20 protein-coding genes are annotated in these 22,550 nt (G+C 61.9%); 8 read left to right on the top strand and 12 right to left on the bottom strand.

What is annotated here, in order from left to right:
* Positions 1-199 precede the first annotated feature (199 nt).
* From FAA97_RS18745 to FAA97_RS18735, 3 genes are read left to right on the top strand one after another with little or no spacing between them, the layout of a single operon-like run.
* A complete protein-coding gene (locus FAA97_RS18745) occupies positions 200-877 on the top strand; it encodes a response regulator transcription factor (RefSeq protein WP_136600095.1) in 678 nt (225 codons plus the stop codon).
* Positions 864-2,255, top strand: coding sequence for a sensor histidine kinase (locus FAA97_RS18740; RefSeq protein WP_136600094.1), 1,392 nt, complete (start codon positions 864-866; stop codon positions 2,253-2,255). The genes FAA97_RS18745 and FAA97_RS18740 overlap by 14 nt, the downstream gene beginning before the upstream one ends.
* On the top strand, positions 2,252-3,346 hold the full coding sequence (locus FAA97_RS18735; protein WP_136600093.1) for an ABC transporter substrate-binding protein: 1,095 nt from the start codon (positions 2,252-2,254) through the stop codon (positions 3,344-3,346). Before FAA97_RS18740 ends, FAA97_RS18735 begins: the two co-directional genes overlap by 4 nt.
* Positions 3,347-3,389: 43 nt before the next feature.
* On the opposite strand, the gene FAA97_RS21120 is transcribed toward FAA97_RS18735, so the two are convergent.
* The 6 genes from FAA97_RS21120 to pcaD form a co-directional block, all read right to left on the bottom strand.
* The gene (locus tag FAA97_RS21120; RefSeq protein WP_168801050.1) at positions 3,390-5,927 is read right to left on the bottom strand and encodes a methyl-accepting chemotaxis protein; all 2,538 of its coding nucleotides are present in this window, start codon (positions 5,925-5,927) and stop codon (positions 3,390-3,392) included.
* Positions 5,928-6,115: 188 nt separating this feature from the next.
* Positions 6,116-7,168 (bottom strand): 3-carboxy-cis,cis-muconate cycloisomerase, encoded by a 1,053-nt coding sequence (locus FAA97_RS18725; RefSeq protein WP_136600092.1) that lies wholly within the window; start codon positions 7,166-7,168, stop codon positions 6,116-6,118.
* 18 nt (positions 7,169-7,186) lie between these two features.
* Positions 7,187-7,801: a protocatechuate 3,4-dioxygenase subunit alpha gene (gene pcaG, locus FAA97_RS18720; RefSeq protein WP_136600091.1), complete on the bottom strand. Its 615-nt coding sequence runs from the start codon at positions 7,799-7,801 to the stop codon at positions 7,187-7,189.
* Positions 7,801-8,550: a protocatechuate 3,4-dioxygenase subunit beta gene (gene pcaH, locus FAA97_RS18715; protein ID WP_136600090.1), complete on the bottom strand. Its 750-nt coding sequence runs from the start codon at positions 8,548-8,550 to the stop codon at positions 7,801-7,803. The genes pcaG and pcaH overlap by 1 nt, the downstream gene beginning before the upstream one ends.
* A complete protein-coding gene (pcaC, locus tag FAA97_RS18710) occupies positions 8,543-8,962 on the bottom strand; it encodes a 4-carboxymuconolactone decarboxylase (protein ID WP_136600089.1) in 420 nt (139 codons plus the stop codon). Before pcaC ends, pcaH begins: the two co-directional genes overlap by 8 nt.
* Entirely contained in the window at positions 8,955-9,767 is an 813-nt protein-coding gene (gene pcaD, locus FAA97_RS18705) for a 3-oxoadipate enol-lactonase (RefSeq protein WP_136600088.1), read from the bottom strand. The genes pcaC and pcaD overlap by 8 nt, the downstream gene beginning before the upstream one ends.
* Before the next feature lie 96 nt (positions 9,768-9,863).
* Here pcaD and pcaQ point away from each other — a divergent pair, with 96 nt between their 5' ends.
* Positions 9,864-10,781 carry a pca operon transcription factor PcaQ gene (gene pcaQ, locus FAA97_RS18700; protein WP_136600087.1) on the top strand — a complete coding sequence of 306 codons (918 nt, stop codon included), beginning with the start codon at positions 9,864-9,866 and terminating at the stop codon, positions 10,779-10,781.
* Positions 10,782-10,787: 6 nt separating this feature from the next.
* On the opposite strand, the gene FAA97_RS18695 is transcribed toward pcaQ, so the two are convergent.
* The gene (locus FAA97_RS18695; RefSeq protein WP_136600180.1) at positions 10,788-11,543 is read right to left on the bottom strand and encodes an IclR family transcriptional regulator domain-containing protein; all 756 of its coding nucleotides are present in this window, start codon (positions 11,541-11,543) and stop codon (positions 10,788-10,790) included.
* A gap of 132 nt (positions 11,544-11,675) precedes the next feature.
* Here FAA97_RS18695 and FAA97_RS18690 point away from each other — a divergent pair, with 132 nt between their 5' ends.
* Genes FAA97_RS18690 through pcaF form a run of 3 tightly spaced genes read left to right on the top strand, consistent with a single transcriptional unit; the run spans position 11,676 to position 14,314 of the window.
* Positions 11,676-12,398: a 3-oxoacid CoA-transferase subunit A gene (locus FAA97_RS18690; RefSeq protein WP_136600086.1), complete on the top strand. Its 723-nt coding sequence runs from the start codon at positions 11,676-11,678 to the stop codon at positions 12,396-12,398.
* Positions 12,395-13,096: a 3-oxoacid CoA-transferase subunit B gene (locus tag FAA97_RS18685; RefSeq protein WP_136600085.1), complete on the top strand. Its 702-nt coding sequence runs from the start codon at positions 12,395-12,397 to the stop codon at positions 13,094-13,096. Before FAA97_RS18690 ends, FAA97_RS18685 begins: the two co-directional genes overlap by 4 nt.
* Before the next feature lie 12 nt (positions 13,097-13,108).
* Positions 13,109-14,314, top strand: coding sequence for a 3-oxoadipyl-CoA thiolase (pcaF, locus tag FAA97_RS18680; protein ID WP_136600084.1), 1,206 nt, complete (start codon positions 13,109-13,111; stop codon positions 14,312-14,314).
* Positions 14,315-14,352: 38 nt separating this feature from the next.
* Here the strand turns inward: pcaF and FAA97_RS18675 are convergent, their stop codons facing one another.
* On the bottom strand, positions 14,353-14,946 hold the full coding sequence (locus FAA97_RS18675; protein WP_206110061.1) for a DUF922 domain-containing Zn-dependent protease: 594 nt from the start codon (positions 14,944-14,946) through the stop codon (positions 14,353-14,355).
* 188 nt (positions 14,947-15,134) lie between these two features.
* Here FAA97_RS18675 and FAA97_RS18670 point away from each other — a divergent pair, with 188 nt between their 5' ends.
* A complete protein-coding gene (locus FAA97_RS18670; RefSeq protein WP_136600083.1) occupies positions 15,135-17,114 on the top strand; it encodes a putative bifunctional diguanylate cyclase/phosphodiesterase in 1,980 nt (659 codons plus the stop codon).
* Positions 17,115-17,121: 7 nt separating this feature from the next.
* Here the strand turns inward: FAA97_RS18670 and FAA97_RS18665 are convergent, their stop codons facing one another.
* From FAA97_RS18665 to FAA97_RS18650, 4 genes are all read right to left on the bottom strand, one after another.
* Positions 17,122-17,850, bottom strand: a complete 729-nt coding sequence (locus tag FAA97_RS18665; protein WP_136600082.1) for a copper homeostasis protein CutC — start codon at positions 17,848-17,850, stop codon at positions 17,122-17,124.
* Positions 17,851-17,872: 22 nt separating this feature from the next.
* The gene (locus FAA97_RS18660) at positions 17,873-19,087 is read right to left on the bottom strand and encodes an MFS transporter (protein WP_136600081.1); all 1,215 of its coding nucleotides are present in this window, start codon (positions 19,085-19,087) and stop codon (positions 17,873-17,875) included.
* Between the two features lie 63 nt (positions 19,088-19,150).
* Positions 19,151-20,593 carry a M81 family metallopeptidase gene (locus FAA97_RS18655; protein ID WP_136600080.1) on the bottom strand — a complete coding sequence of 481 codons (1,443 nt, stop codon included), beginning with the start codon at positions 20,591-20,593 and terminating at the stop codon, positions 19,151-19,153.
* 24 nt (positions 20,594-20,617) lie between these two features.
* Positions 20,618-22,549 (bottom strand): beta-N-acetylhexosaminidase, encoded by a 1,932-nt coding sequence (locus FAA97_RS18650; protein ID WP_136600079.1) that lies wholly within the window; start codon positions 22,547-22,549, stop codon positions 20,618-20,620.
* Position 22,550 lies beyond the last annotated feature (1 nt).

The raw sequence follows: 22,550 nt of genomic DNA, 5'->3' as shown, positions 1-22,550 counted from the left end.
GCTGGCATCGTCGACGCCGCACAATCGGTGAAATCTGAACGCTGAGGTTCCTCCCTCATTGACCGGCCGCAGCTCACTCCCTTGACCGGCGAGGGAACGCTATGCCCCAAACCTGTCACAATGCTGTCTAAACCGTAAACGCGTGGAGGACGCCGCCCGACCGCTTGATCCCTGCCTCTATCCGTGTCAGCGTTCCACAATGCGCATTTTACTCGTGGAAGACACTCTCGATGTCGGCGAGGCCATCAGCCGTCGCTTCGAAACGATCGGCCACACGGTTGATTGGCAGACGGATGGCCGGGCCGCCGCAGATATTCTCGACTTCACCGAATATGACCTCGTCATCCTGGATGTGATGCTCCCCGGTCTCGACGGGTTTTCCATCCTGCGGCAGATCCGGCAAAACAAGAACCCGGTGCCCGTCCTCATTCTGACCGCCCGGTCTGAAATTGACGATCGGGTTGGCGCGCTTGATCTCGGCGCGGACGACTATCTGGTAAAACCCTTTGATTTCCGGGAGCTTGAAGCCCGTGCCCGCGTGCTGCTGCGCCGCCGCGCCGGCGGCGAGGCAACCAATATCATCACGGTGGGCGACATTGTGCTCGACCGATCCCAGCGCTCCGTCCGTGTCGGAAAGCGGGAAGTTCAGCTCAAGCGGCGCGAGATGACCCTTCTGGAAATATTCGCAACCCGACCGGGCCGGGTGTTTTCCAAGGAACAGCTTCTCGATCAGCTGTTCGGCTTCGATGAAGCCGCCGGACCGAACGCGATCGAGCTTTATGTCGGTCGGCTGCGCAAGAAGATCGAGGGCGGCGGCGCGCGCATCATCACGGTTCGCGGTGTCGGCTATCAGCTGGTGACCGATGCGGAAGACTGAACCCTCACTCTTTTCACGGCTTGTGATCCGCGTCACCATGGTACTGGCCGCGGGCGCCGCAATCCTGGTGACCGCGGCATGGATCTACGCCAAGGCCGCGGCAGACGAAGCCTATGACAGGCTGTTGCAGGGTGCCGCGACGCAGATCCTCGAAAGTCTGGCCGTTGTCGACGGAGACATCGAGGTCAATCTGCCACCCAGCGCCTTCGAGCTTTTGGGATTGGCGTCCCGTGACAAGGTGTTCTACCGCGTGGTCAAGCCCGAGGGCGAAACGGTGACCGGCTATGAAGATCTCGGGCGTGAGGCCGATGTGCGCGCGCCGCGCGCCGAACCGACATTTCGAACCACAAAGTATCGCGGCCAGCAAGTCCGGCTCGTTGTCGCCAGCCGCGCTGTCGCCGATCCGCGCGTCGGCGGCTGGATTCATGTGATCATCGCCCAGACGACCGAGGCGCGACAGAGCCTGACGGCCGAATTGACCACGCGGGCGCTGCTGCTTGTCGTGCTGATGAGTGTGCTCGCTCTGGGAGGCACGGTGCTGGCAGTCCGCTATTCGCTGCGACCGCTCGATATGCTTGGAGACACGTTGCGCCGCCGCGATTCTCAGGACCTGACCCCGCTCGACATTGCTGTGCCGCGCGAACTCAGCCCCTTTGTCGATTCCATCAACCACTTCATGCGTAGGCTGGATGAACGCCTGAGGGTCCTACAGCGCTTCATTGCCGACAGCGCCCATCAGATCCGCACTCCCTTGACCGCGCTGTCGGCCCAGGTCAGCCTGATCGACGAGGGTTCCCTTTCCGAGGATGATCGGCGGCATCTGAGCCGCGTCAAGAGCCGGACAAACGAGCTTGCCCGCTTCACCACCCAGCTGCTCAATCATGCCATGGTCATTCATCGCTTCGATTCCGTGCAGCTTTCGCCTGTCGACCTGACCGACATCGCGCGCAAGGCCTTCCACGCGGCCGTCCCCATCACGATCGATCCGGACACGGTGGTCTCCTTCGAGGCTGCCGATGAAGATCTGCTCGTCATGGGCGATGGCCTGAGCCTGCGGGAAGCGATCGTCAACATCATCGACAATTCGCTGCGCCACGGGACATTGCAGATGCTCGAAGTCAGGGTTCTCAGGCGCGGCGATTTCGCGCGTCTTGAGGTGATGGACGATGGTCCGGGTATCGCGCCCGGCGATTGGGCAAAGGTCACGGGGCGCTTTGTCTCGTCCAAATCCGGCGAGGGAAGTTCAGGCCTCGGTTTCGCCATTGCCGCCGAAGTGGCAACAGCGCTCGGCGGGACCCTGTCCTTTATCGAGAAGACCCCGACGAACAATTTTGCAGTCATCCTGGAACTGCCACTGATCAAGGATGAGAGCCGATGACAAGGTTTCTGACGACAGTCGGCGCGATGACGCTTCTGGCGGTCGGGTTCGGCGCGCCTCAGGCAGTCGCCGCCGAAGGCGAGCAGACAATACTGCCTGCCCTTGGCACTGAGCGGGTGCGCCTGGTGATCAATGCAGCAACCGATGCGGATGCCATGCGGCCGCTGATCATCGATTTTCAGCAGATGGCCCCGGATGTCGCCGTGGAGTTCAACGATTACGTCACCAACGACCTGTTCCGCGATGCCGAGGCCGCCTGCGTCGAAGACCGGCCTTTCGGCGACCTCTTGCTGTCGTCCTCCGTCGATCAACTGGTGAAGCTCGCCAATGACGGCTGCGCCCAGGCACATGTCTCGGAAGAAACCCGCAGCGTTCCCAACTGGGCCAACTGGCGCGATGAGGTGTTCGGCTTCACGTTCGAACCTGCCGTGATTGTCTACGACAGTCGCCGGGTGCCGCCGGAGGATGTGCCGCGCAGTCATGTGGACATTGCCGAACTCGTGCGTGCCAAACCCGAGATCTACAGTGGCCGGATCGGCACCTACGACATCGAGGCCTCCGGGGTTGGCTATCTCCTGGCTTTCCACGATGCGCTGCAGGCGCCGACAAGCTTTGGCCGGCTGCTGGAAAGTCTGAGCCGGGCCGACGTCATCACGCGATGCTGCAACAACGAGGTTCTGGGCGAAATTGCCAATGGCCGACTGAGGATCGCCTACAACGTGCTGGGTCCGTATGCCTACGCGGCTGCACTGCGCAACCCCGACCTCAAGGTTGTGATCCCCGGAGACTATACCCTCATCCTGTCGCGTGGCGCTCTCATTCCCCGCCATTCGCCACAGCAGCGGGAGGCGCAGCGCTTCCTGGACTATCTGCTCTCCGACAGGGGCCGCGACGTTGCGCGCAGGGAGGCTTTCTTCTTTGCGGAAAATGCCCCCCTGCCCGAAGGCGTCGAGGGGCCGGAGGCGCTGATCGAGTCCGGCATTGGCCGTCCGATCCGCATCAGCCCGGCGCTCCTTGCAGCACAGGACAGGGCAACGCGTGCAAGGTTTATCGATAACTGGAAAGCGCTGTTCCGTCGCCCGGCCAATTGACGGCTGTGAGGTGACGCGTGCCGCGCCACCTCACAGCCGATGATCAGGCTGCCTGGCCCATGCTGCGCTGGCCGGAGGTTGATCCAGGCGCAAGCTTGAAGCGATTGACAAGCTGCATCAGCGTATCGGCTTCCTCCGCCAATTGACGGGTTGCAGCCGTGGTTTCCTCGACCATGGCGGCATTGCGCTGGGTCATCTGGTCCATCTGGTTGACCGAGGCGTTGACCTCGGCAAGCCCTGTCGACTGATCGCGGCTAGCGGTCGCGATGGCAGCCACACGATCGGCGACCGTGACAATATTGGTCGAGATTTCGGAGAGAACCGCACCTGTTTCCTGGACAAGCTTGGCGCCCGAGGCAACCTCGGAGCCGGACTTGTTGATGAGATCCTTGATCTGCTGGGCAGCCCCTGCCGATCGCTGGGCAAGTTCGCGCACTTCCTGGGCAACGACCGCAAAGCCCTTGCCCGCTTCGCCGGCCCGCGCAGCCTCGATCCCGGCATTGAGCGCAAGAAGATTGGTCTGGAAGGCGATCTCGTCGATCACGTCGATGATCTGCACGATCTGACCGGACGCCGCCTCGATGCGACCCATGGCATCGATCGCATTGCCGACAACGACCGAAGACGTATCGGCACGCGACTTGGTCTCGGCAACGATCTGGTTTGCCTCCTGTGCCCGCTCCGCCGACAGGCGCACCGTCACCGTGATTTCATCGACGGAGGCCGCAGTCTCTTCGAGCGAGGCCGCCTGCTGCTCGGTCCGCTTCGACAGCTGGTCGGCAGCGCCGGTCATTTCGACGGCGTTGCGTTGAATGTGCTGCGTGTTTGCGCGGATCTGCGTCAGCGTATCCTGCAGCCGGGCAAGCGACTGGTTGAAGTCGGTGCGCAACTGTTCGAGACGACCGTGGAAAGGCGTGTCGATGACTTCGGAAATATCGCCTTGCGACAGGCGGCGCAGACCGGCGGCCAGTGCGTTGACCGCAAAATCGATCTGGCGGTCGGTTTCCTGCTTTTCCATATCGTTGCGTCGGCGTTCTTCTTCCGCCTGCGCCCGCTCCGCTTCGCTGCGGCTTTCAATCTCGATCTTGGACAGCGCGTTCTGCTTGAAGACGCCAAGGGCGCGGGCCATCTCGCCGATTTCGTCGACACGGCTCTCGCCGCTGATGCTAGTATCAAGCCCCCCTTCGGCCAGACGGCGCATGGCACCCGTGATCTGGCCGATTGGCCCCTTGAAGGTGAGAACGAGACCAATACCGGCAAAGATCGAAATCAGAATGCCGAGAATGGTGGCGCCGATGGAAATCGAATTGGCATCCTGGCGCTCTTCGCCGGCGCTGACCTTTTGCACCTCGGCAAAATTGGTAAGCTTGCCCCAGATGACGTTGAGATCGGAGCCGGCACGGAGATAGCTTTCGCCGCTTTCCTTGCTGACGGCAACGAGATCGGCGCTTGCCGTTTCCATGGTTGCGAGCGAAGGGCCGAGGTCGTTGACGATCGAGACCAGTGCTTGATCCTCGGCGGCAACCTTGCCAAGCGATGCCAGAGCTTCGCGCGCTGCGTCGATTTGCGTTTTCAGAAGCGTGCGATTTTCGTCGCTCGGCTCGAGCAGAAAACGCGCCATGACGATCTGCAAGGCATAACCCACCGTCGTGACCTGACGGCCGCTGGCAAGAAGGGCCTCTGCCTTGAGGAGCGGACCATCGAGCTCGGCAAACCGGATGGTTGCCTCCTTCATCTTCTGCTGGGCAGCAAGACCAAGATAGGCATTGAGCTGGGTGAAGTTGCGCAGACTGCCAGCCATGGTCTTGACCGCGTCCTCTGACGTATCGCCGGCGGCAAGCATGGTCTTGAGATCGGCGATTATCTTGTCGAGCGTCTTGGCCGCGGACTGGTTGGCGGCAGGAAGCGCCTCAACGAGCATCGTCTGACGGGTGGCCAGTTCGTCGAGCCGCCCCTTGATGAACTCGTATTTCAGTTCAGGCGTGGCAGCTTTGGTAAAGCCGGAATTCGTTTCGGTGAGGAAGGTGCCGGTGCTGCGAATGTTTTCCGCTTCGCGCAACATCGATTTCGCGGCCGTGTCATCGGATTTCAGCTTGGCTTCGGTTTCCAGCATGCTGGCAGCCACTCGCCCCTGGGCCACAACGACAGCTTCATTGCCCTTTTGCAGAAGGCCGACCAGCTCGCCTTCGCGCTCATGCAAATTCCAGAGCTCGCCAACATGGCTGACGACCGTATCCACCAGGCCACTCGCCTGTTCGAGTTCGGTGCGACCATCGGCATCGGCCGGAAGCTGCGAAAGCGTGGTGTGCAGATTGTCCTGCTGCTGCTTCAGGCGACCGGTGACATCCTCGCGCGTCTCGTCGTTCGTCTCCGCCAGAAATGTCGACATGGCCGCTGAAACATCGCGAAAGCCACTCAGCGACTGCAACACGCTGTTGGAAATCTCGATACGCCCCTGCAGAAGGCCGGAGGCATAAAGCCCGGTAAACCCGACGGCAGAAATGCTGACGACAAAAGGCAATATGAAAATCAGCACCTTGGTTTGGATGCTGAAGCGCGACAAAATGCGGTCGATGAACACGTGCTTCTCCCCCAATCCCGCTTTGATACCGAGCACGGGACAGTCTCTTTCAAACGATCAAAATGGGATGAGAAACCTAATTCCAGCTTAATAAAGTAAACCTAGATCTTCCATGCTGAGGGGCGCACCGCAAGGCGGAGGATTTCGGCCTGGCCGCAACCGCACAGGCGAGGATGAACGCGGACAAATCAGTCCGCCTGCCCCAGCGCTTCGATGGAGGCAAGAAGATCAAGGGCAATTCGGGTGGCCGCACCTGCGGCAATCGCCATCTGCGGCAGGAGCAACCATTCGAGCGTCCAGGCGGCACCGGATCGTTCCTGCTCATGCACCAGCGACTGATGCAGACCCGCCACCTGTACGGCATTGAAGCGGGCAAGCGTCACCAGGATCTCCGCCTTTACCGGATTGCGCTTGTGCGGCATGGCAGAGGAAGCGCCGCCGCCGCCGATGATAGCCGTGCCAGATTGCGCCATCAGAGCCAGATCCTGGCCGATCTTGCCGAGGCTGCCGCTGACAAGCGATAGCGTATTGCCGACATCGGCAATGATGGCGCGTTGGGCGTGCCATTGCGGCCGATCGGCAAGGCCAAGCCTTTGAGCGAGCTGGCTTCGCACGATGGCACCCTGATCGCCAAGTTTATCCAAGGTTCCGGCTGCTCCGCCGAACTGCAAGGGCAGCCCGGCACTCTGCCAATGCGCAAGCCGCCCCTGCAGCTCTGCAAGCGGTGCCTGCCATGCGACAATCCTGTCGGCGACGGAAATCTCGATGGCGGCCTGCATGCGGGTATGGCCCATGAGCCTTGCTGCACCGAATTTTTGATTGAGCTGACCGAGATTGGCTTCCAGGCGTTCGAGCCTCCCAGTCAAAAGTTGGCAGAGAGACTGGAGCCGCAGCATCAGGCTGGTATCGATCACATCCTGGCTGGTTGCGCCGAAATGCAGATCCTTGCCCGCTTCGCCCAAAGCCGCGCGCCACTGACGCACCAGTTCCGGGATGACGACACCGTCCCGCGCCGTCGCCACCGCGAGCATATGCATATCCGGCACGAAGGTCTCGGCGAGCCCGGCAATGGTTTCAGCGGAGGCCTTTGGAACAAGACCACATGCCGCTTGCACGTCCGCCAGGGCAACTTCGATGCGCAGCATGGCGGCCAGATCCGCTTGAGCGGAAAACAGGGCTGCCGTTTCCGGGTCGCCGAGCAGGCCGGACAGGAAGGGATGATCGAAGACGGATGCGGTCATGATGAAGCAAAAACGGTCCTAGATGTCGAAAAAGACCGTTTCCTTGTCTCCCTGCAGGTGAATGTCGAAATGGTAGGTGGCGCCGTCCTTGCGCGCAATCAGCGTTGGCACCCGGACACGATGCTCGATGCGCGACAGGATAGGATCCTCCGCATTGGCCGCCTCTTCATCAGGAAAATAAAGCCGCGTGTTGAGACCGAGATTGATACCACGGGCAACCACAAAGAACGAGATATGCGGCGCCATCAGGCGCCCATCCCGGAAGGGCACACGGCCCGGCTTGACCGTATCGAACCGGTATTCGCCGGTCGAGAGATCGCAGGGACAACGCCCCCAACAGGTAAAATTGGGATCGGCACTGCCGCGCGTTTCGGACGGGCTATTGTAAAGCCCGTCGCAATCAGCCTGCCAGATCTCGATCAGCGCATCCCTGAGCGGTGTCCCAGAGCCATCGATCACCCGGCCCGTTATGGTGATGCGCTCGCCACGCGTCCGGTCGTTGACCATGGCCGTGCCGAGATCAGAAGGATAGACGCCCTGGATATCGGCGAAGTTCGGGGTCAGGCCGATATGCACATAAGGGCCAGCGGTCTGCGAAGGGCTCTCCTTCAGATAGTCGAGAGACTGCACCATCAATTGCCCTCCATCCGATTTTCAAACAGCGTCGAACGGCGTCCCCGCAGAATAATGTCGAACTTGTAGGCGCGCGCATCCATCGGGATCGTCGCCGACCAGTCGAGCGCTGCCACCAGTTGCTCGATCGCCCGTCGATCCGGGATCGTCATGACGATCGGACACTTCCAGATCATCGGATCGCCCTCGAAATACATCTGGGTGATCAGGCGCTGCGAAAAGCCGTGCCCGAAGATCGAGAAATGAATATGCGCCGGGCGCCAGTCGTTGACCCCGTTCGGCCAAGGATAGGGGCCGGGCTTGATGGTTCGGAAGGCGTAATAACCGTTCTCGTCGGTTATGGTCCGCCCACACCCTCCGAAGTTCGGATCAAGCGCTGCGAGATAACTTTCCTTCTTGTGACGGTAGCGACCACCGGCATTGGCCTGCCAAAATTCGAGCAAAGCGCCGGGAACGGGCTGGCCCCGTTCGTCCAGCACCCGGCCATGCACGATGATGCGCTCGCCGATCGCACTCTCGCCCGGTTTGGCGAAGTTGTGGATCAGGTCGTTGTCGAGTTCGCCAAGTATCGAATGGCCGAAGACGGGGCCGGTGATCTCGGACCTGGTGCCATCCAGCGACAGAAGTGCCTTTTGCGGTGAGCGTAAGACGGATGTCTTGTAGCCCGGCGTATAGGCCGGCGGATGCCAGTCCCGGTCGCGTGGAAAGAAAGCCCCCGTCTCGGGCTTCCTGTTCAATAGATCAGACATCCGCCCCTCCCCCGTTTGCTGCCATATCCATCTCCTCGAAAACCTGCTTGGCGATCTTGAACGCCCGGTTGGCCGCCGGCACGCCGGCATAGACGCCGACATGCAAAAGAGCCTCGCAGATATCCTCCCGGCTCGCTCCCGTATTCGCGGTAGCACGCACATGCATGGCCACCTCCTCATCATGGCCTAAGGCCGCGAGAAGCGCGATGGTTACCATCGAGCGCTCGCGCTTCGACCAGGTGGGACGCGACCAGACTGTTCCCCAGGCGCCTTCGGTGATCATCTCCTGAAACGGTCGGTCGAAGGGCGTGGTTGCCGATGACGCACGGTCCACATGGGCATCACCCAGGACCGAACGGCGCGTCGCCATGCCCTGCGAATACCGTTTGGAGGAAGTTTCGGCCTCAGCCATGAATGGCATCTCCTGAGACAAGTGTTTGGAGGAAGGCTTCGATGACATGCGTCATGGCCTCCGGTTGCTCCACTGAGGGAATGTGACCGGCATTCTTGATGACTTCATACCGCGCCTTTGGAATGCGCCTAGCCATATCGAGCACCAGATCCGGGGGTGTCGCGCCATCCTGATCCCCCACCAGACACAGCGTCGGCACGGCAATCTGCGCGAGGGCATCGGTGTAATCCGCATCGCGAATTGCAGCGCAGGTCGCTATGTAACCTTCTGCCGACTGGCGCTGCATCATGTTGCGATAGCCGGCGTAGCCCGGGTTGTCTTCGGCGCGGAAGGCCGGCGAAAACCACCGCTGCATGACCCCATCGACGATGGACGACAGGCCGCCGTCCCGGACGGCTTCAATGCGCATATTCCAGCTCTCGGCGCTTCCGATCTTGGCAGCAGTGTCACAAAGAATAAGCGCCTGAACGCGATCGGGATGGCGCTGATAGAGGCGTTGTGCAATCAGCCCGCCGACCGAAAGGCCGCAGATGACGCAGCTGCGGATATCAAGATGCGTCAGCAGTCCGAAGAGATCATCGACATGGTCGTCGATTGAAGCATGGCCGGCATCTTCATCCGAGAGGCCATGGCCGCGCTTGTCGTAGACCAGCAGCGGGCACGAGCCGACAAGCCTCACCAGCACATCGCGCCAGATGCGAAAATCGGTTCCCAACGAATTTATGAAGACCAGGACGGGGCGATCCGGAGGACCGCTGATGGTCTGGTAGTGAAGCGCGACCTTGCCGATTTGAACGAATTGCACGGACTATCCTCCCTGACCGGCATATTGCGCAGGCGATTTGGTTAGGTAAAATGATGTTTTAGGCTCAATCCTTAACCGTCAGGTTATGAAATTGCTATGATCGACAACCGCGTCAAGTTTCGCCATCTCCAGACCTTCGTAGAAGTCGCACGCCAGAAAAGCGTGATGAAGGCGGCAGAACTTTTGCATGTCAGTCAGCCGGCGGTGACGAAGACCATCCGGGAACTCGAGGAAGTCCTGGGAGTGGCGGTCTTCGAGCGCGACGGACGCGGCATCCGCATCACGCGGTATGGCGAAGCCTTTTTGAAACATGCGGGCGCGGCGCTGACGGCACTCAGACAGGGGTTCGATTCCGTCTCCCATGCCGTGCATGCGGATGCCCCTCCTATTCGCATCGGCGCCTTGCCGACCGTCTCGACCCGGATCATGCCGCAGGCGATGACACGCTTTCTCGCGGAAGGTATTCCGGCGCGCATCAAGATCGTCACGGGCGAGAACGCCGTTCTCCTGGAGCAGCTCCGCGTGGGCGATCTTGACCTTGTGGTAGGCCGCCTTGCGGCACCCGAACAGATGGTCGGATTCTCCTTTGAGCATCTTTATTCCGAGCAGGTCATCTTTTGCGTTCGAAACGGTCATCCGCTGACGGCCGACAGCTCGGACCTGTTTACCGAACTGGAGCGCTATCCCGTGCTGATGCCGACGCGCGCCTCCATCATTCGGCCCTTTGTCGAGCGTTTCCTCATTGCGAACGGCATTTCTGCCCTGCCCACACAGATCGAAACGGTGTCCGACAGCTTTGGCCGTGCCTTTGTCCGGTCAACCGATGCGATCTGGATCATTTCAGCCGGCGTCGTGGCGAGGGATCTCGCGGACCAGGTTTTGGTCGCCCTTCCCATCGACACGAGCGAGACGAAAGGCCCTGTTGGACTGACTGTGCGATCGGATGCAATTCCCTCGATGCCACTTGCCTTGCTGATGCAGACACTGCGCGACGTGGCAAATGCGCTGGCGTAACCCGTGTTACGGGAGCAGCGGCGCAAGCCGGTCTTGAACCTCCCTCATTGCGGTCAGGCAGTATGAAGGCAAGTCGCGCGCGGCAAGAACTGCCGCCGACGCCCCGACATTGATGGCAGCCACGATCCGCCCTCGCCCATTGCGGATCGGCACGGCGATGGAGCAAAGACCGATTTCCAGTTCCTGATCGATGACCGCATAGCCCTGCTCACGAACCATGGCGATCTCCGCCAGCAATTGCTGCGGATCGGCCAGCGTATGCGGCGTATTGGCCTTCAGCTCCGAAGCGGCAAGGATGGCCATCACCTCGGCGTCGGCAAGGCCCGACAACAGCACCCGGCCCATTGACGCGCTATAGGCGGGAAGCCGCGATCCCGGCATCAGATTGATCGACATGACCCGCTTTTGTGCAGCGCGCGCGATATAGACGATCTCCGTTCCATCCAGAACCGAGGCCGAAGCGCTGTGCCCGACACGCTCCGACAGCTGATCGAGGTGCGGTTGCAGAAGAAGCGGCAGCGGCGTTGATGACAGCCAGGCATGGCCGAGCCGCAGGACCTTCGATGTAAGTGCGAAAAACTTGCCATCGTAATCCGCATAGCCATGCTCGGCGAGCGTGAGCAAACAGCGGCGGGTCGTCGCCCGATCGAGCCCGCTGCGCTCCGCGGCCTCGGCAATGCTCAACCGCTGGTGATCCGGCCCGAAGGCTTCCATGACCCTCAAACCTTTTACAAAGCCGCCCATCACATCGCGCGCGTCCACCATGATCGTATGCCCTACATTTTGTGCGATTATCGAACAAATATCGAATAACGCACAAATCGCTTGCTGTCGACAGAAGGCCCGCCTTATGTCTGAAGGAAAGGGCGGCATGCAGCTGCAACGGGAGGTTCGATGGACAAGACAATCCCACATATTGCCGAGGCGATCGCAAGGATCGGCGATGGCGCAACGGTGATGATCGGGGGCTTCGGCGGCTCCGGCGCACCGATCGAACTCATCCATGCCCTGATCGATAGGTTCCGCCAGACGAGCAGCCCGAAGAACCTCACGGTCATCAACAACAATGCCGGCAATGGCCGGATCGGCATCGCCGCGATGATCGATGCGGGCATGGTGAAGAAGATGATCTGCTCCTTCCCCCGCTCCTCCGATCCGCGCGCCTTCACCGACCGCTATCTTGCCGGTGAGATCGAGCTGGAACTTGTACCGCAGGGTACGCTGGCCGAGCGCATCCGGGCCGGGGGGGCAGGCATTCCGGCCTTCTACACCCCGACCGGCTACGGCACTGAACTGGCGGAGGGCAAGGTGATCGCCGAATTCGACGGCCGCAAATACGTGCAGGAACGCTGGTTGAAGGCAGACTTCGCCATCGTCAAGGCGCATCTCGGCGACACGATGGGCAACCTGACCTACCGGATGGCCGGCCGCAACTTCAATCCGCTGATGTGTATGGCGGCTGCCAAAACCATCGCCCAGGTCTCGAAGATCGTGCAGCCCGGCGAAATCGATCCCGAGCAGGTGATCACACCCGGCATCTTCGTCGATGGCGTGGTGGAAGTCGCCAATCCGCAACAGGAAGAAGAGCTGATCCGAGCCGGAGTGGCCCACGCATGACCGACGCACCAGCAATCGACACCCGCGACGACATCAAGCTCTCCAACGCCCAGATCGCCTGGCGCGCCGCCCAGGACATCGCCGACGGCGCCTATGTGAACCTCGGCATCGGCTTTCCGGAAATGGTCGCCAAATTCCAGCCGGAAGGGCGTCAGGCCATCTTCCACACGGAAAACGGCGTGCTGAACTTCGGTGAGGCACCACCCGCCGGCGAAGAAGACTGGGACCTGATCAATGCCGGCAAGAAGGCCATCACGCTGAAGCCGGGTGCCGCCTTCTTCCACCATGCCGACAGCTTTGCCATGGTCCGCGGTGGCCATCTCGATGTTGCGATCCTCGGGGCCTATCAGGTCGCCGAAAACGGCGACCTCGCCAACTGGCGCGTCGGCTCCAAGGGCGTTCCCGCTGTCGGCGGCGCCATGGATCTGGTGCATGGGGCAAAGCAGGTGGTCGTGATCACCGAACATGTGACCAAGGACGGCAAGCCGAAGCTGGTCGAGCGCTGCAGCTTCCCGCTGACCGGGGTCGGCTGCATCACCCGCATTTATACGAGCCATGCCGTGATCGACGTGGTCGACGGCAGGTTCGTGGTGCGCGAGAAGCTTGCCGCGATGACCATGGACGAACTCCAGGCCATGACCGGCGCCAAGCTCCACACCGACGGTCCGGTTGCCGACCTCGTCGTGCCCGCACTGTAAGGAGGAGACGTCATGACCGAAGCCTATATCTGCGACTATATCCGCACGCCCATCGGCCGTTTCGGCGGCTCTCTCTCCTCTGTGCGCGCCGACGACCTAGGTGCCGTGCCGCTGAAGTCGCTGATGGAACGCCATGCCGGCATCGACTGGGAAGCCGTCGACGATGTGATTTTCGGTTGCGCCAACCAGGCGGGCGAAGACAACCGCAATGTCGCGCGTATGTCCGCGCTGCTTGCCGGCCTGCCGGTCACGGTGACCGGAACCACGATCAACCGCCTCTGCGGCTCCGGCATGGATGCCGTCATCACCGCCGCCCGCGCCATCAAATCCGGCGAGGCAGGGCTGATGATCGCAGGCGGCGTCGAAAGCATGAGCCGCGCGCCCTTCGTCATGCCCAAGGCCGACACGGCCTTTTCGCGCAATGCCGAAATCTACGACACCACGATCGGCTGGCGCTTTGTCAACCCGCTGATGAAGCGGCAATACGGCGTCGATTCCATGCCGGAGACCGGTGACAACGTGGCGATCGACTTCAAGGTCTCGCGCGAGGACCAGGACGCCTTTGCGGTGCGCAGTCAGGCCAAGGCAGCAGAAGCGCAAGCCAATGGCCGGCTGGCGAAAGAGATCGTGGCCGTCAGCGTGCCGCAGCGCAAGGGCGACCCCATGATCGTCGACCGCGACGAGCACCCGCGCACCACCTCCGTCGAGGCGCTGGCCAAGCTGAAGCCGATCAACCGGAAGGACGGTGCCACCGTCACCGCCGGCAATGCCTCCGGCGTCAATGACGGTGCCGCCGCCCTGATCATCGCCTCGGACGTGGCCGTCAAGACCTACGGCTTGACGCCCATCGCCCGTATTCTGGGCGGTGCGACCGCGGGCGTGCCCCCCCGCATCATGGGCTTCGGCCCGGCCCCGGCCTCGAAGAAGCTCCTCGCGCGGCTCGGACTGATACAGCAGCAGATCGACGTCATCGAACTGAACGAGGCATTCGCCAGTCAGGGCCTCGCCACGCTGCGCGATCTCGGCATCGCGGACGACGACCCGCGCGTCAACCGCAATGGCGGCGCGATTGCCCTTGGCCATCCGCTCGGCATGTCGGGCGCCCGCATCGCCGGAACGGCAGCTTTGGAACTAAAGGAAGCTGGTGGACGCTACGCGCTCGCAACCATGTGCATCGGCGTCGGGCAGGGCATCGCCATCGCGCTCGAGCGGGTCTGACGCCGAAAAAGGCGCCCTCCCTGCGGGCGCCGTTAACGTCAAGGGTTCAGGAAGGTCAGGATCAGCTGATGCACAGCACCGCCCGGTGACATCTCGACACGGTCGTACTCGCCGTGGCGCGCCACATGCGCGTCCGAAATCGGCTTGAGCTGCGCCTGCAAGGCTGCGCGCACCTTCTTGCAGCCCGGATCGTTTTCATTCCTGAGACCGATGGAGACATCCTGGATCTGCTGGGTCAGGTCCTTCATGAACTCGCCATGCAGCTTCTCGTGTTCGACGATGCCGTCTGAAAAGGCCTTCCATTTGGCGGCGACGGCGGGCGGCAGCGACTGCGCCGCCTTGGGCAGGGTATAGGTGATGATGAGCTTCGGTTTTGCCGTTGCCAAGACGCAAGCCTGCCCCTGCTGCTGATAGTCCCGCTGCCAGGTGAGCTTGAAGCTCGTATGGGCGATCGTGCGGCCAAGGCTGATCTTGGGGCCGCGCTCGCCGATTGACCGATAGAGTTCGATCGGCTCCGTGCCATTCACCTTGTAATGCTCGACCCTCTCGATGGCCTCCCAGGACTGGGCCTCTGCGGTGCCGGCGGCAAGCGTCAGGCTCAGGGAAAAAGCGATGCAAACACGTCTGATCAAATCGTCGCCTCCGATAGTGCGGGCAAGACTTAAACGCAGTGCTCGGCTTCGGCAAGCTTGGCCGACACCCGGCGGCGATGGTTCCAAGGTGCGGCTTTCCGATATCTTAAGACCATCTGTTGTAGAAGTTGGAAAACTAACGCGACGGGAATGGGCACCGAGTGGCGGATCAGACTTTGACATCCAGCATGCGCGCGAAACTCGCTGATCTGGTGCGCATTTTGAGCGTGCCCGACGAGAACCCGCAATTGACGCTTGCGCAGTTCCAGGCGTTTTCAAAGCAGGTGCCGATCCTCTATTTTATTCTGGCCACGAACATGCTGTCGCTGGCATGGACGCATCAGGGTACAGCACCCTTCGCACTGGTGACCGTCGTACCCGGTGTCTTGGTGCTCCTGTTCTTCCTGCGATCCATCATCTGGCTGAAGGGACGCCAGCGGGAATATACCCCGCAACAAGCAATCAAACAGCTGCGGGCAACCAATCTTCTTTCCTTCCCGATTGCCGTTGTGTGCACGCTCTGGGCGCTCTCGGTCCTGCCGTATGGCGACGCCTATCAGAAGGCGCATGTCGTCTTCTTCATGGGCATTACCGTCATCGGCTGCATCTTCAGCCTGATGCACCTGCGATCGGCGGCGCTCATCGTCACCGGCACCGTCACGGTCCCCTTCTTCATCGCGATGTGCCTGACAGGCGAGCCGACCTTTATCGCCACGGGGGCCAATGTCATCCTGGTCACGATCCCGATGATCATGATCCTGTTGACCCACTATCAGAACTTCCGGCAGCTGATGGAATCGCGGCAGACCTTGCTGCAACAACAGAATGCGATGCGCGAGCAAAACCTGGCAATGCAATCGCTTTCGGATGAAAACCTGCGACTTGCCAATCTCGACACCCTGACCTTGCTCGCCAACAGGCGAAGCTTCTTCCAGATGCTGGAGCGGGCGTTCGCGCGCGCTGAGGAACAGTCCGGCGCACTCGCTGTCGGCGTCATCGATCTCGACGGCTTCAAACCGGTCAATGACATGTATGGTCATGCTGCCGGCGACAAGGTTCTGGTCGAAATCGGCAAGCGGCTTTCGCAACTGGCCGAGCGCGATCTGACGATCTACCGGCTGGGGGGAGACGAATTCGCCCTCCTGCTTGAAGGAGACGCCTCGGAAGCCAGGGCAAATACCATCGGACAAGCAATTTGCGACCTCATTGCGCAAAGGATCAATATCGGCAGTGGTCTGGTGCAGGTCACGGCTTCGGTCGGATTTGCGCTCTACCCGGATGTGGGGCAAACGGGTCAGGAAGTGTATGAGCGCGCCGATTACGCGCTCTATACGGCAAAGAGACGCCACCGGGCTGGTACCGTGATCTTCAGTGCCGACCAGGCGAACGAACTCTCGCGCCAGGCTGTGGTCGAAGACGCGATGATCACAGCCGATCTCGAAAATGAGCTTTACCTTGTCTACCAGCCGATCAGTCGCGCCACCGATCTGAAATGCATCGGCTATGAAACGCTGGCACGGTGGAACAGCCCAAGGATCGGCCCCGTGTCGCCGGCTGAATTCATTCCCGTTGCTGAACACAATGGCCGGATCACCCTGATGACCCGCCTGTTGCTGGAGCGCGCGCTGTCCGTCGCGTCGAAATGGCCGAAGGATGTCTATCTATCCTTCAATCTCTCGGCCCATGACCTGAGTTCGCCGGACAACTGCCTGAAGATCGTCGCGATCGTGCTGAAAAGCGGCTTCGATCCGGCAAGGATCAATTTTGAAGTCACGGAGACGGCCATCCTGCACGACTTCGACCAGGCGAGCAACTCGATCCAGATGCTGAGAGAACTCGGCGCCGGCATTGCGCTCGATGACTTCGGCACCGGCTTTTCAAGCCTCAACCACGTCCACAAGCTGCCACTCACCAAGATCAAGATCGACGGCAGCTTTGTCCGCGACATCCATCAGCGTAAGACGAGTTTCAAGATCGTCAAATCCGTACTCGCGCTCAGCGCCGACATGGGGCTCGATGCGATTGCCGAAGGCGTCGAAACGCTGGAGGAACTCCAGGTTCTGCAGACCCTCGGCGTTGGCTCGGTCCAGGGATATTACATCAGCAAGCCCGTGAGCGCCGATGAAACGATAGCGGCCTTCGCACCGCCGCGCGCGAACACGGCTTGAAGCACGGCTACGCACCGGAAGCCGCCACCATCACCTGTTTCAGCCGACGGACCGTGTCGCCATCCGTCTGACGCCGAGATGGCGCCTCGAAGCCGAATGCCACAAGCCCTGCATCGACGGCGACAGGTGCGCTGCATGACGCATGCAGCTCGTGAATGCCGGGAAGCGACAGGAAGTCTGCCGCATTCTCCGGCCGGATCCCGCCGCCCGGCATGATGGACACCCGCCCTGCCCCTTGAGCCGCGAGCTTTCGCAGCATCTCCCGACCGCTTTCGGCATGCCGCGCGCCGCCCGAGGTAAGGATGCGACGGAAGCCGAGCGATATGGCATGATCGAGCGCGACGGCAAGATCGGGAGCGACATCGAAGGCGCGATGCAGCGTCACGTCCATGCCATCGGCGGCTGAAAGAAGTGCGCGCAGCAGGTCGCCATCGAGGCTGCCATCGGTCCGTGAGGCGCCGATTACCACGCCCGCAAGTCCCGCCTCGCGCGCCGAACGGATATCCGCAAGCATCACCGCCGTCTCCTCGGTTCCATAACGGAAGTTGCCGACCCGTGGGCGTATCAGGGCATGCACCGGTATTGGCCCTCTTATGGCCAGCTCCATAAGCCCGCGCGAGGGGGTGAGCCCACCCGACTCCAGGCTGGAGCAGAGCTCGATCCGGTCAGCCCCGCCGAGCACTGCTTGCCGCAGGCCCTCCGCATCGTCGACACAGACTTCAAGCAATGGCTTCACCGATGACCTCCAGTCCCGTCTGTTATCCCCGCCGGTGCCGCGAGAACCGCGGCCCATCCAGCAGCCAGAGAAGCCCGACACCGCACGCGCCAGCAAGCGCGCCGATCAGCGCCGTTCCGGAATAATTGCTGATACCCGTGCCAACACCAAACAACAAGGAACTCAGTCCGCCGCTGACGAAGACGTTGACGGCGATCAGCGAACTGCCAAGCCCGGCCCGATCGGAGATCAGGTTCTGCAGATAGCTGATCGGCACCGCGATGATCGCCGCCGCTCCGAGCCCGCTGATCAGCGTCAGGACATAGACGTCCACCCGGCTGTCGGCGAGGCCGAGAAAGACCAGATAGAGGCAGTAGATGGCCGCGCCGACGCCGACGGCAAAGACGGTGGACGTGCGCGCTTCAACCCACCCCCAGAAAAGGATGAAGATAATCTCGAGGAAGGCGACGATACCGACGATGACGCCGACATCCGCCGGCGCACCACCGGCGGCACCGGTGACGATCAGCGGCAGGATGGTGCCGTTGATATGCAGCATCGACGAGATCAGCGCGATGGCGAGGAGCCGCACCAGCACAGGTGCCGCCACGATTTGCCCCAGCGAACGCAGGAACGAATGATTGACCGGCACGGCGCTGCCGGATGCCCCCTCCGGCCCCATGCCGAACGAAAAGAGCAGCACGCAAACCAGACAGGCAAGGCTTGCCAGGAGAAAGGCCGGCAACATGCTCGGCGCGCCCGCGAGCGCAATGCCGACGAGGCCGGGGACCAGCACCCAAGACGCTGACAGCACAGCGCGAATGGCCGAGTTGACCGCCATCAGCTCGCGCGCCGGCATATGCCCGGCATTGGCACGGATATTGGCGAATATCAACGAATTGAGCGCTCCGAAGATCGGCAGGAAGACCAGTGCGGCAAGGACGAAGGTGGGCGCAGTCGGGAAGGCATAGACCATGCCGAAGCCGGCGACGCCGAACAGGGAGGCGGCGATCATCGACGAGCGGAAACGGCCAAGCCTATCGGCGACGATGCCCGCGGTGACGCTGGCGCTGACATTGACCAGCGCCGCAACGAAAGTGATCGCCGAATAGAAGGCGTCGGACAGTCCGAGCTCGCGAATGCCGATCAGCGACATGTAGGGCGACGTTGCCGCTCCGGTGAAGCCGAAGAAGAAGATGGCCAGGGCACTGACCCGGATGGGCGGATGCCGCAAAAGCAGCGAAAGCGTCGACGACATCGGTGCACTCGAAAGGAATAGGACTGCCGTCCCCTGACGGCAGCCACGCGCTTGCCCGAAATCTTAAACCGGGAAACGCCTGGAGAACTGAACGACAGGGCTATACGGGAAATCCTTGACGAAAGGATAGGTCGGTTGATGCCGCCTGAGGCTCGTCTGGTTCTCGATGTCCTGGTTGATGACGCCATCAGTCAACGCCATCAGGTTGGGATTGGCAATTGGCGCCAGTTCCGGCGACAGGTAGCCTGATTTGACCACCAGCAGCCGCACCGCCTTCGGATCGAGGCCGAGCGCCACGAAATCCGCGATGTTGTGATATGGGCGCCGTTTGGCCGCAAGCACAAGCGTGATGCCACCGATCCGCACCACCGCTTGTCGATCCGCAGCATCGCCGGGTGCGTCGAGCTTCAACACCAAGGCATCGGCGAACACGCTCGGGCTTGCCGGATCAAGCGAGCCGCCGATCTTCAGCGAGATCACAGCACCCTCGCCCGCGGCAAAGCAGGCGTCCACCGCGGGACGATCCGTGATTCCGGCAATCAGCGCATCCTGTGTCTGCCGGGCGATCAGGGCTCCAAGCACATCCGCCCGGTCGCCGACACCGCCACCGGTCGGATTGTCGCCGGAATCGGCGAGGGTGATCGGCCGGCTCTCCGTGTTCGCAGCGATCTCCAGCATCTCCTCGAGCGGGCCGGTGACCGGACCGAAGCGGAACGCCTCGCGGGCATCCCAGTAGGACTGGGCGATCGTCGCTGCGACCGTTTCGGCCGCCTGCCTGTCGGTTGCCGTCACGACGGCACAGGCTGTTGCCCTGGGTTCGTCGGCCCAGACATAGCCCACCATCAGATTGGCGTCCCAGATGCCGGAAACGGCATCGTGCTCGGGGAGCCTGAGGTAAAGGCTTTTCGCCGGCTCGTCCTCCGTCGACGTCCGCTCGCCGGGCAGAAGGACCGGCACCGGCGCCCAGGCGACGCCCGGCCGCTCATCGGTCTGCAAGGCCCGGACCAGCATCGACCAGGCGCGCACCATGGTCTCACGGACATCGATGTGCGGCGCCGTGCGATAGCCGGAAAAGATATTGAGCTGGTCGATGATTTTCTGGCTGACATTGCCGTGCAGGTCGTAGCTTGCCGCCACGATGACATCGGGGCCGACCACAGCCCGGGCCGCGGCAATCCAGTCGCCTTCGGCATCGTCCATTCCCTCGACATTCATCGCGCCGTGCATGGCGAGATAGAGGCCGTCGATCGGCAAGGCCGCCTTCAGCCGGTCGAGGAATTCGACCTTGAACCCTTCATAGGTTGCGCGTGCCACGGGACCGCCCGGCGTGGCGCGGGCATGCAGGAGCGGTAAGTGCAGCACGTCTTCGGCATCGAGAAAGTCGAAATAAGCCGCCCCCAGCAGCTCACCTTCCCGCAGCACGCGAAAATCTTCCGGCCGCATCAGAACCGGCGAGGAGGTCGAGCACTCGGTGTGTATTCCGCCAACAGCAATGCGAAGGGTCATCGGACAATCCTCAAAAAGGGGGCCTCAATAGCGGGGGCTCAGGCGCACAATGGCGGCAAAGCGCAGCCAGTCTTTGTTGGCTTTCGGCGTCCAGGCCGCTTCGGCGATAGCAGGAAGGCGCGGGAAGACGAGGTGGTTGAAGTAGTCCCGCGTCAGGAAGTGCTCCGACCAGATGCAGGCCTGCACGCCGCGCATGCGTGCCGCAAGCTCGGCCGGGAATTCGGCGACGGCTTCGTAGGTGTAGGTGTGGTGCGGCGGCACTGTGCCCGCCCAGCTTCCGCCCGGCTCCTGGAATGCTTCATCCTGCACCATGTCGAGGTAATACGCCTGCCCCGGCGTCATGACGACGTCGTAGCCCTGGCGCGCCAGTTCCAGCCCGACCTCGGGCTTCTGCCAGGCCATCAGCAGGGTGCCCTCGGGATCGACACCGCCGCCGTGGCTCACTTCATCCCAGCCGGCAAGCTTGCGGCCGCGTTCGGCGAGCATGCCCTGGACCCGCTTCATGAAGTGGCTCTGCAAGCCGAAGGTGCCCTCGATGCCCTCCTGCTCCATCAGCTTGCGGGCAAGCGGGGATGCCATCCAGGTGTTGGACGCGACCTCGTCGCCACCGATGTGGAGAAGCTTTGACGGGAAGAGTTCGACCATCTCGTCGAACACCTTGCCGAGAACCTCGTAGGTATATTCGATCGCCGGGTTCAGCGCGTTGTTCGGGTAGCCCTGGACGGAGCGGTAGCTGTCCGGCGCCTCCTGGCCGTCGACCAGTTCCGGCAGGGCCACCAGCATGGCGGTGCTGTGACCGGGAATGTCGATTTCCGGCACCACCTCGACCTGCAAGGCGCTCGCATGGGCAACGATATCCTTCACGTCTTCCTGCGAGTAGAAACCGCCGACGGGATCGACGCCATTGCCGAGCTGCGGCAGAAGCGGCTCGTCCGGACCACGAAGCACGCCTGTCGTGGTGAGCTCAGGGAAAGCCTTGATCTCGAGCCGCCAGGCCTCGTCATCCGAAAGGTGCCAATGGAACGTGTTCATGCGGAACCAGGCGAGGATGTCGATCAACCGCTTGACGTCGTCGACGGGATAGAACTGCCGCGACACGTCGAGATGGCAGCCACGCCAGCCATAGCGCGGCGCATCGTCGATCGTACCGCCAGCCGGGAAGCGGAAAGTCGCAGTCTCGCTGCGCGCGCCGTGCAGCATCTGCGCCAGCAGCGTCAACGCATATTGCAGGCCCGAGACATCGCCGTAGCGGACAGCGACCGTCTCGGCGGAAAAGGCGAGCGCATAAGCGGAGACGCCGAGGGTCTCGTCCTGCGAGAAAGACAAGGCCCTGCCCTCATGGACCGGCGCAAGCGACAGCGGCGCATGACCGGCGGCAAAGAGCCGGCAGAACAGGCGCAGCACATTTTCGACGGCGCGCAGTTCCGTCAGGGAGGCACCCTCGGCAGGATATAGCGCGACGGGAACGGTTTCGCCGGCAACAAGCTTGGCAGCGGCCGGCCATGGCAACATCGCGAAGGGCTCGGTGACCTTGCCTTCGGGCAGAAGCGCCGGCGGCGGCCCGCTGTGACCGCCGCCCAGCATCAGGTCGGCGACCGCGACTGCGGCATGTTGGCCGGACGAAAGCGTGAGATAGGCGGATTTGGCGCCGTCGGTGCGATGCTTGGCGGCGCGCCACAGGCCACCGACTCGAAACTGCCAGGATGCACCGGGCCTCAATACGAAACCACTCGGCGGCGCGAACTGGTGAAAATTGGCATTGCGCTTGAGGAAGACGGCGTTTTCGCAGATCGGCTCCTCGGTATCCTTCACGCGGGTCAGGGAGGTGTAGGCCAGCTTGAAGTTCTCGATCGTGGCATCCGACAAATTGACGAGGGTGAATACGAAGGCGCCGCACGGATCGCCCTCGACGGGCACCCAAGTGTTTTCGAGGCGAAACTGGACGGCTGTGGCCATG

Origin of the sequence: Peteryoungia ipomoeae (assembly GCF_004912165.1) — a bacterium.
In the GTDB taxonomy this organism is placed as follows: Bacteria; Pseudomonadota; Alphaproteobacteria; order Rhizobiales; family Rhizobiaceae; genus Allorhizobium; species Allorhizobium ipomoeae.
The sequence above is the reverse complement of the archived record's forward strand: the minus strand, read 5'-3'. Positions and strand labels throughout refer to the sequence as shown.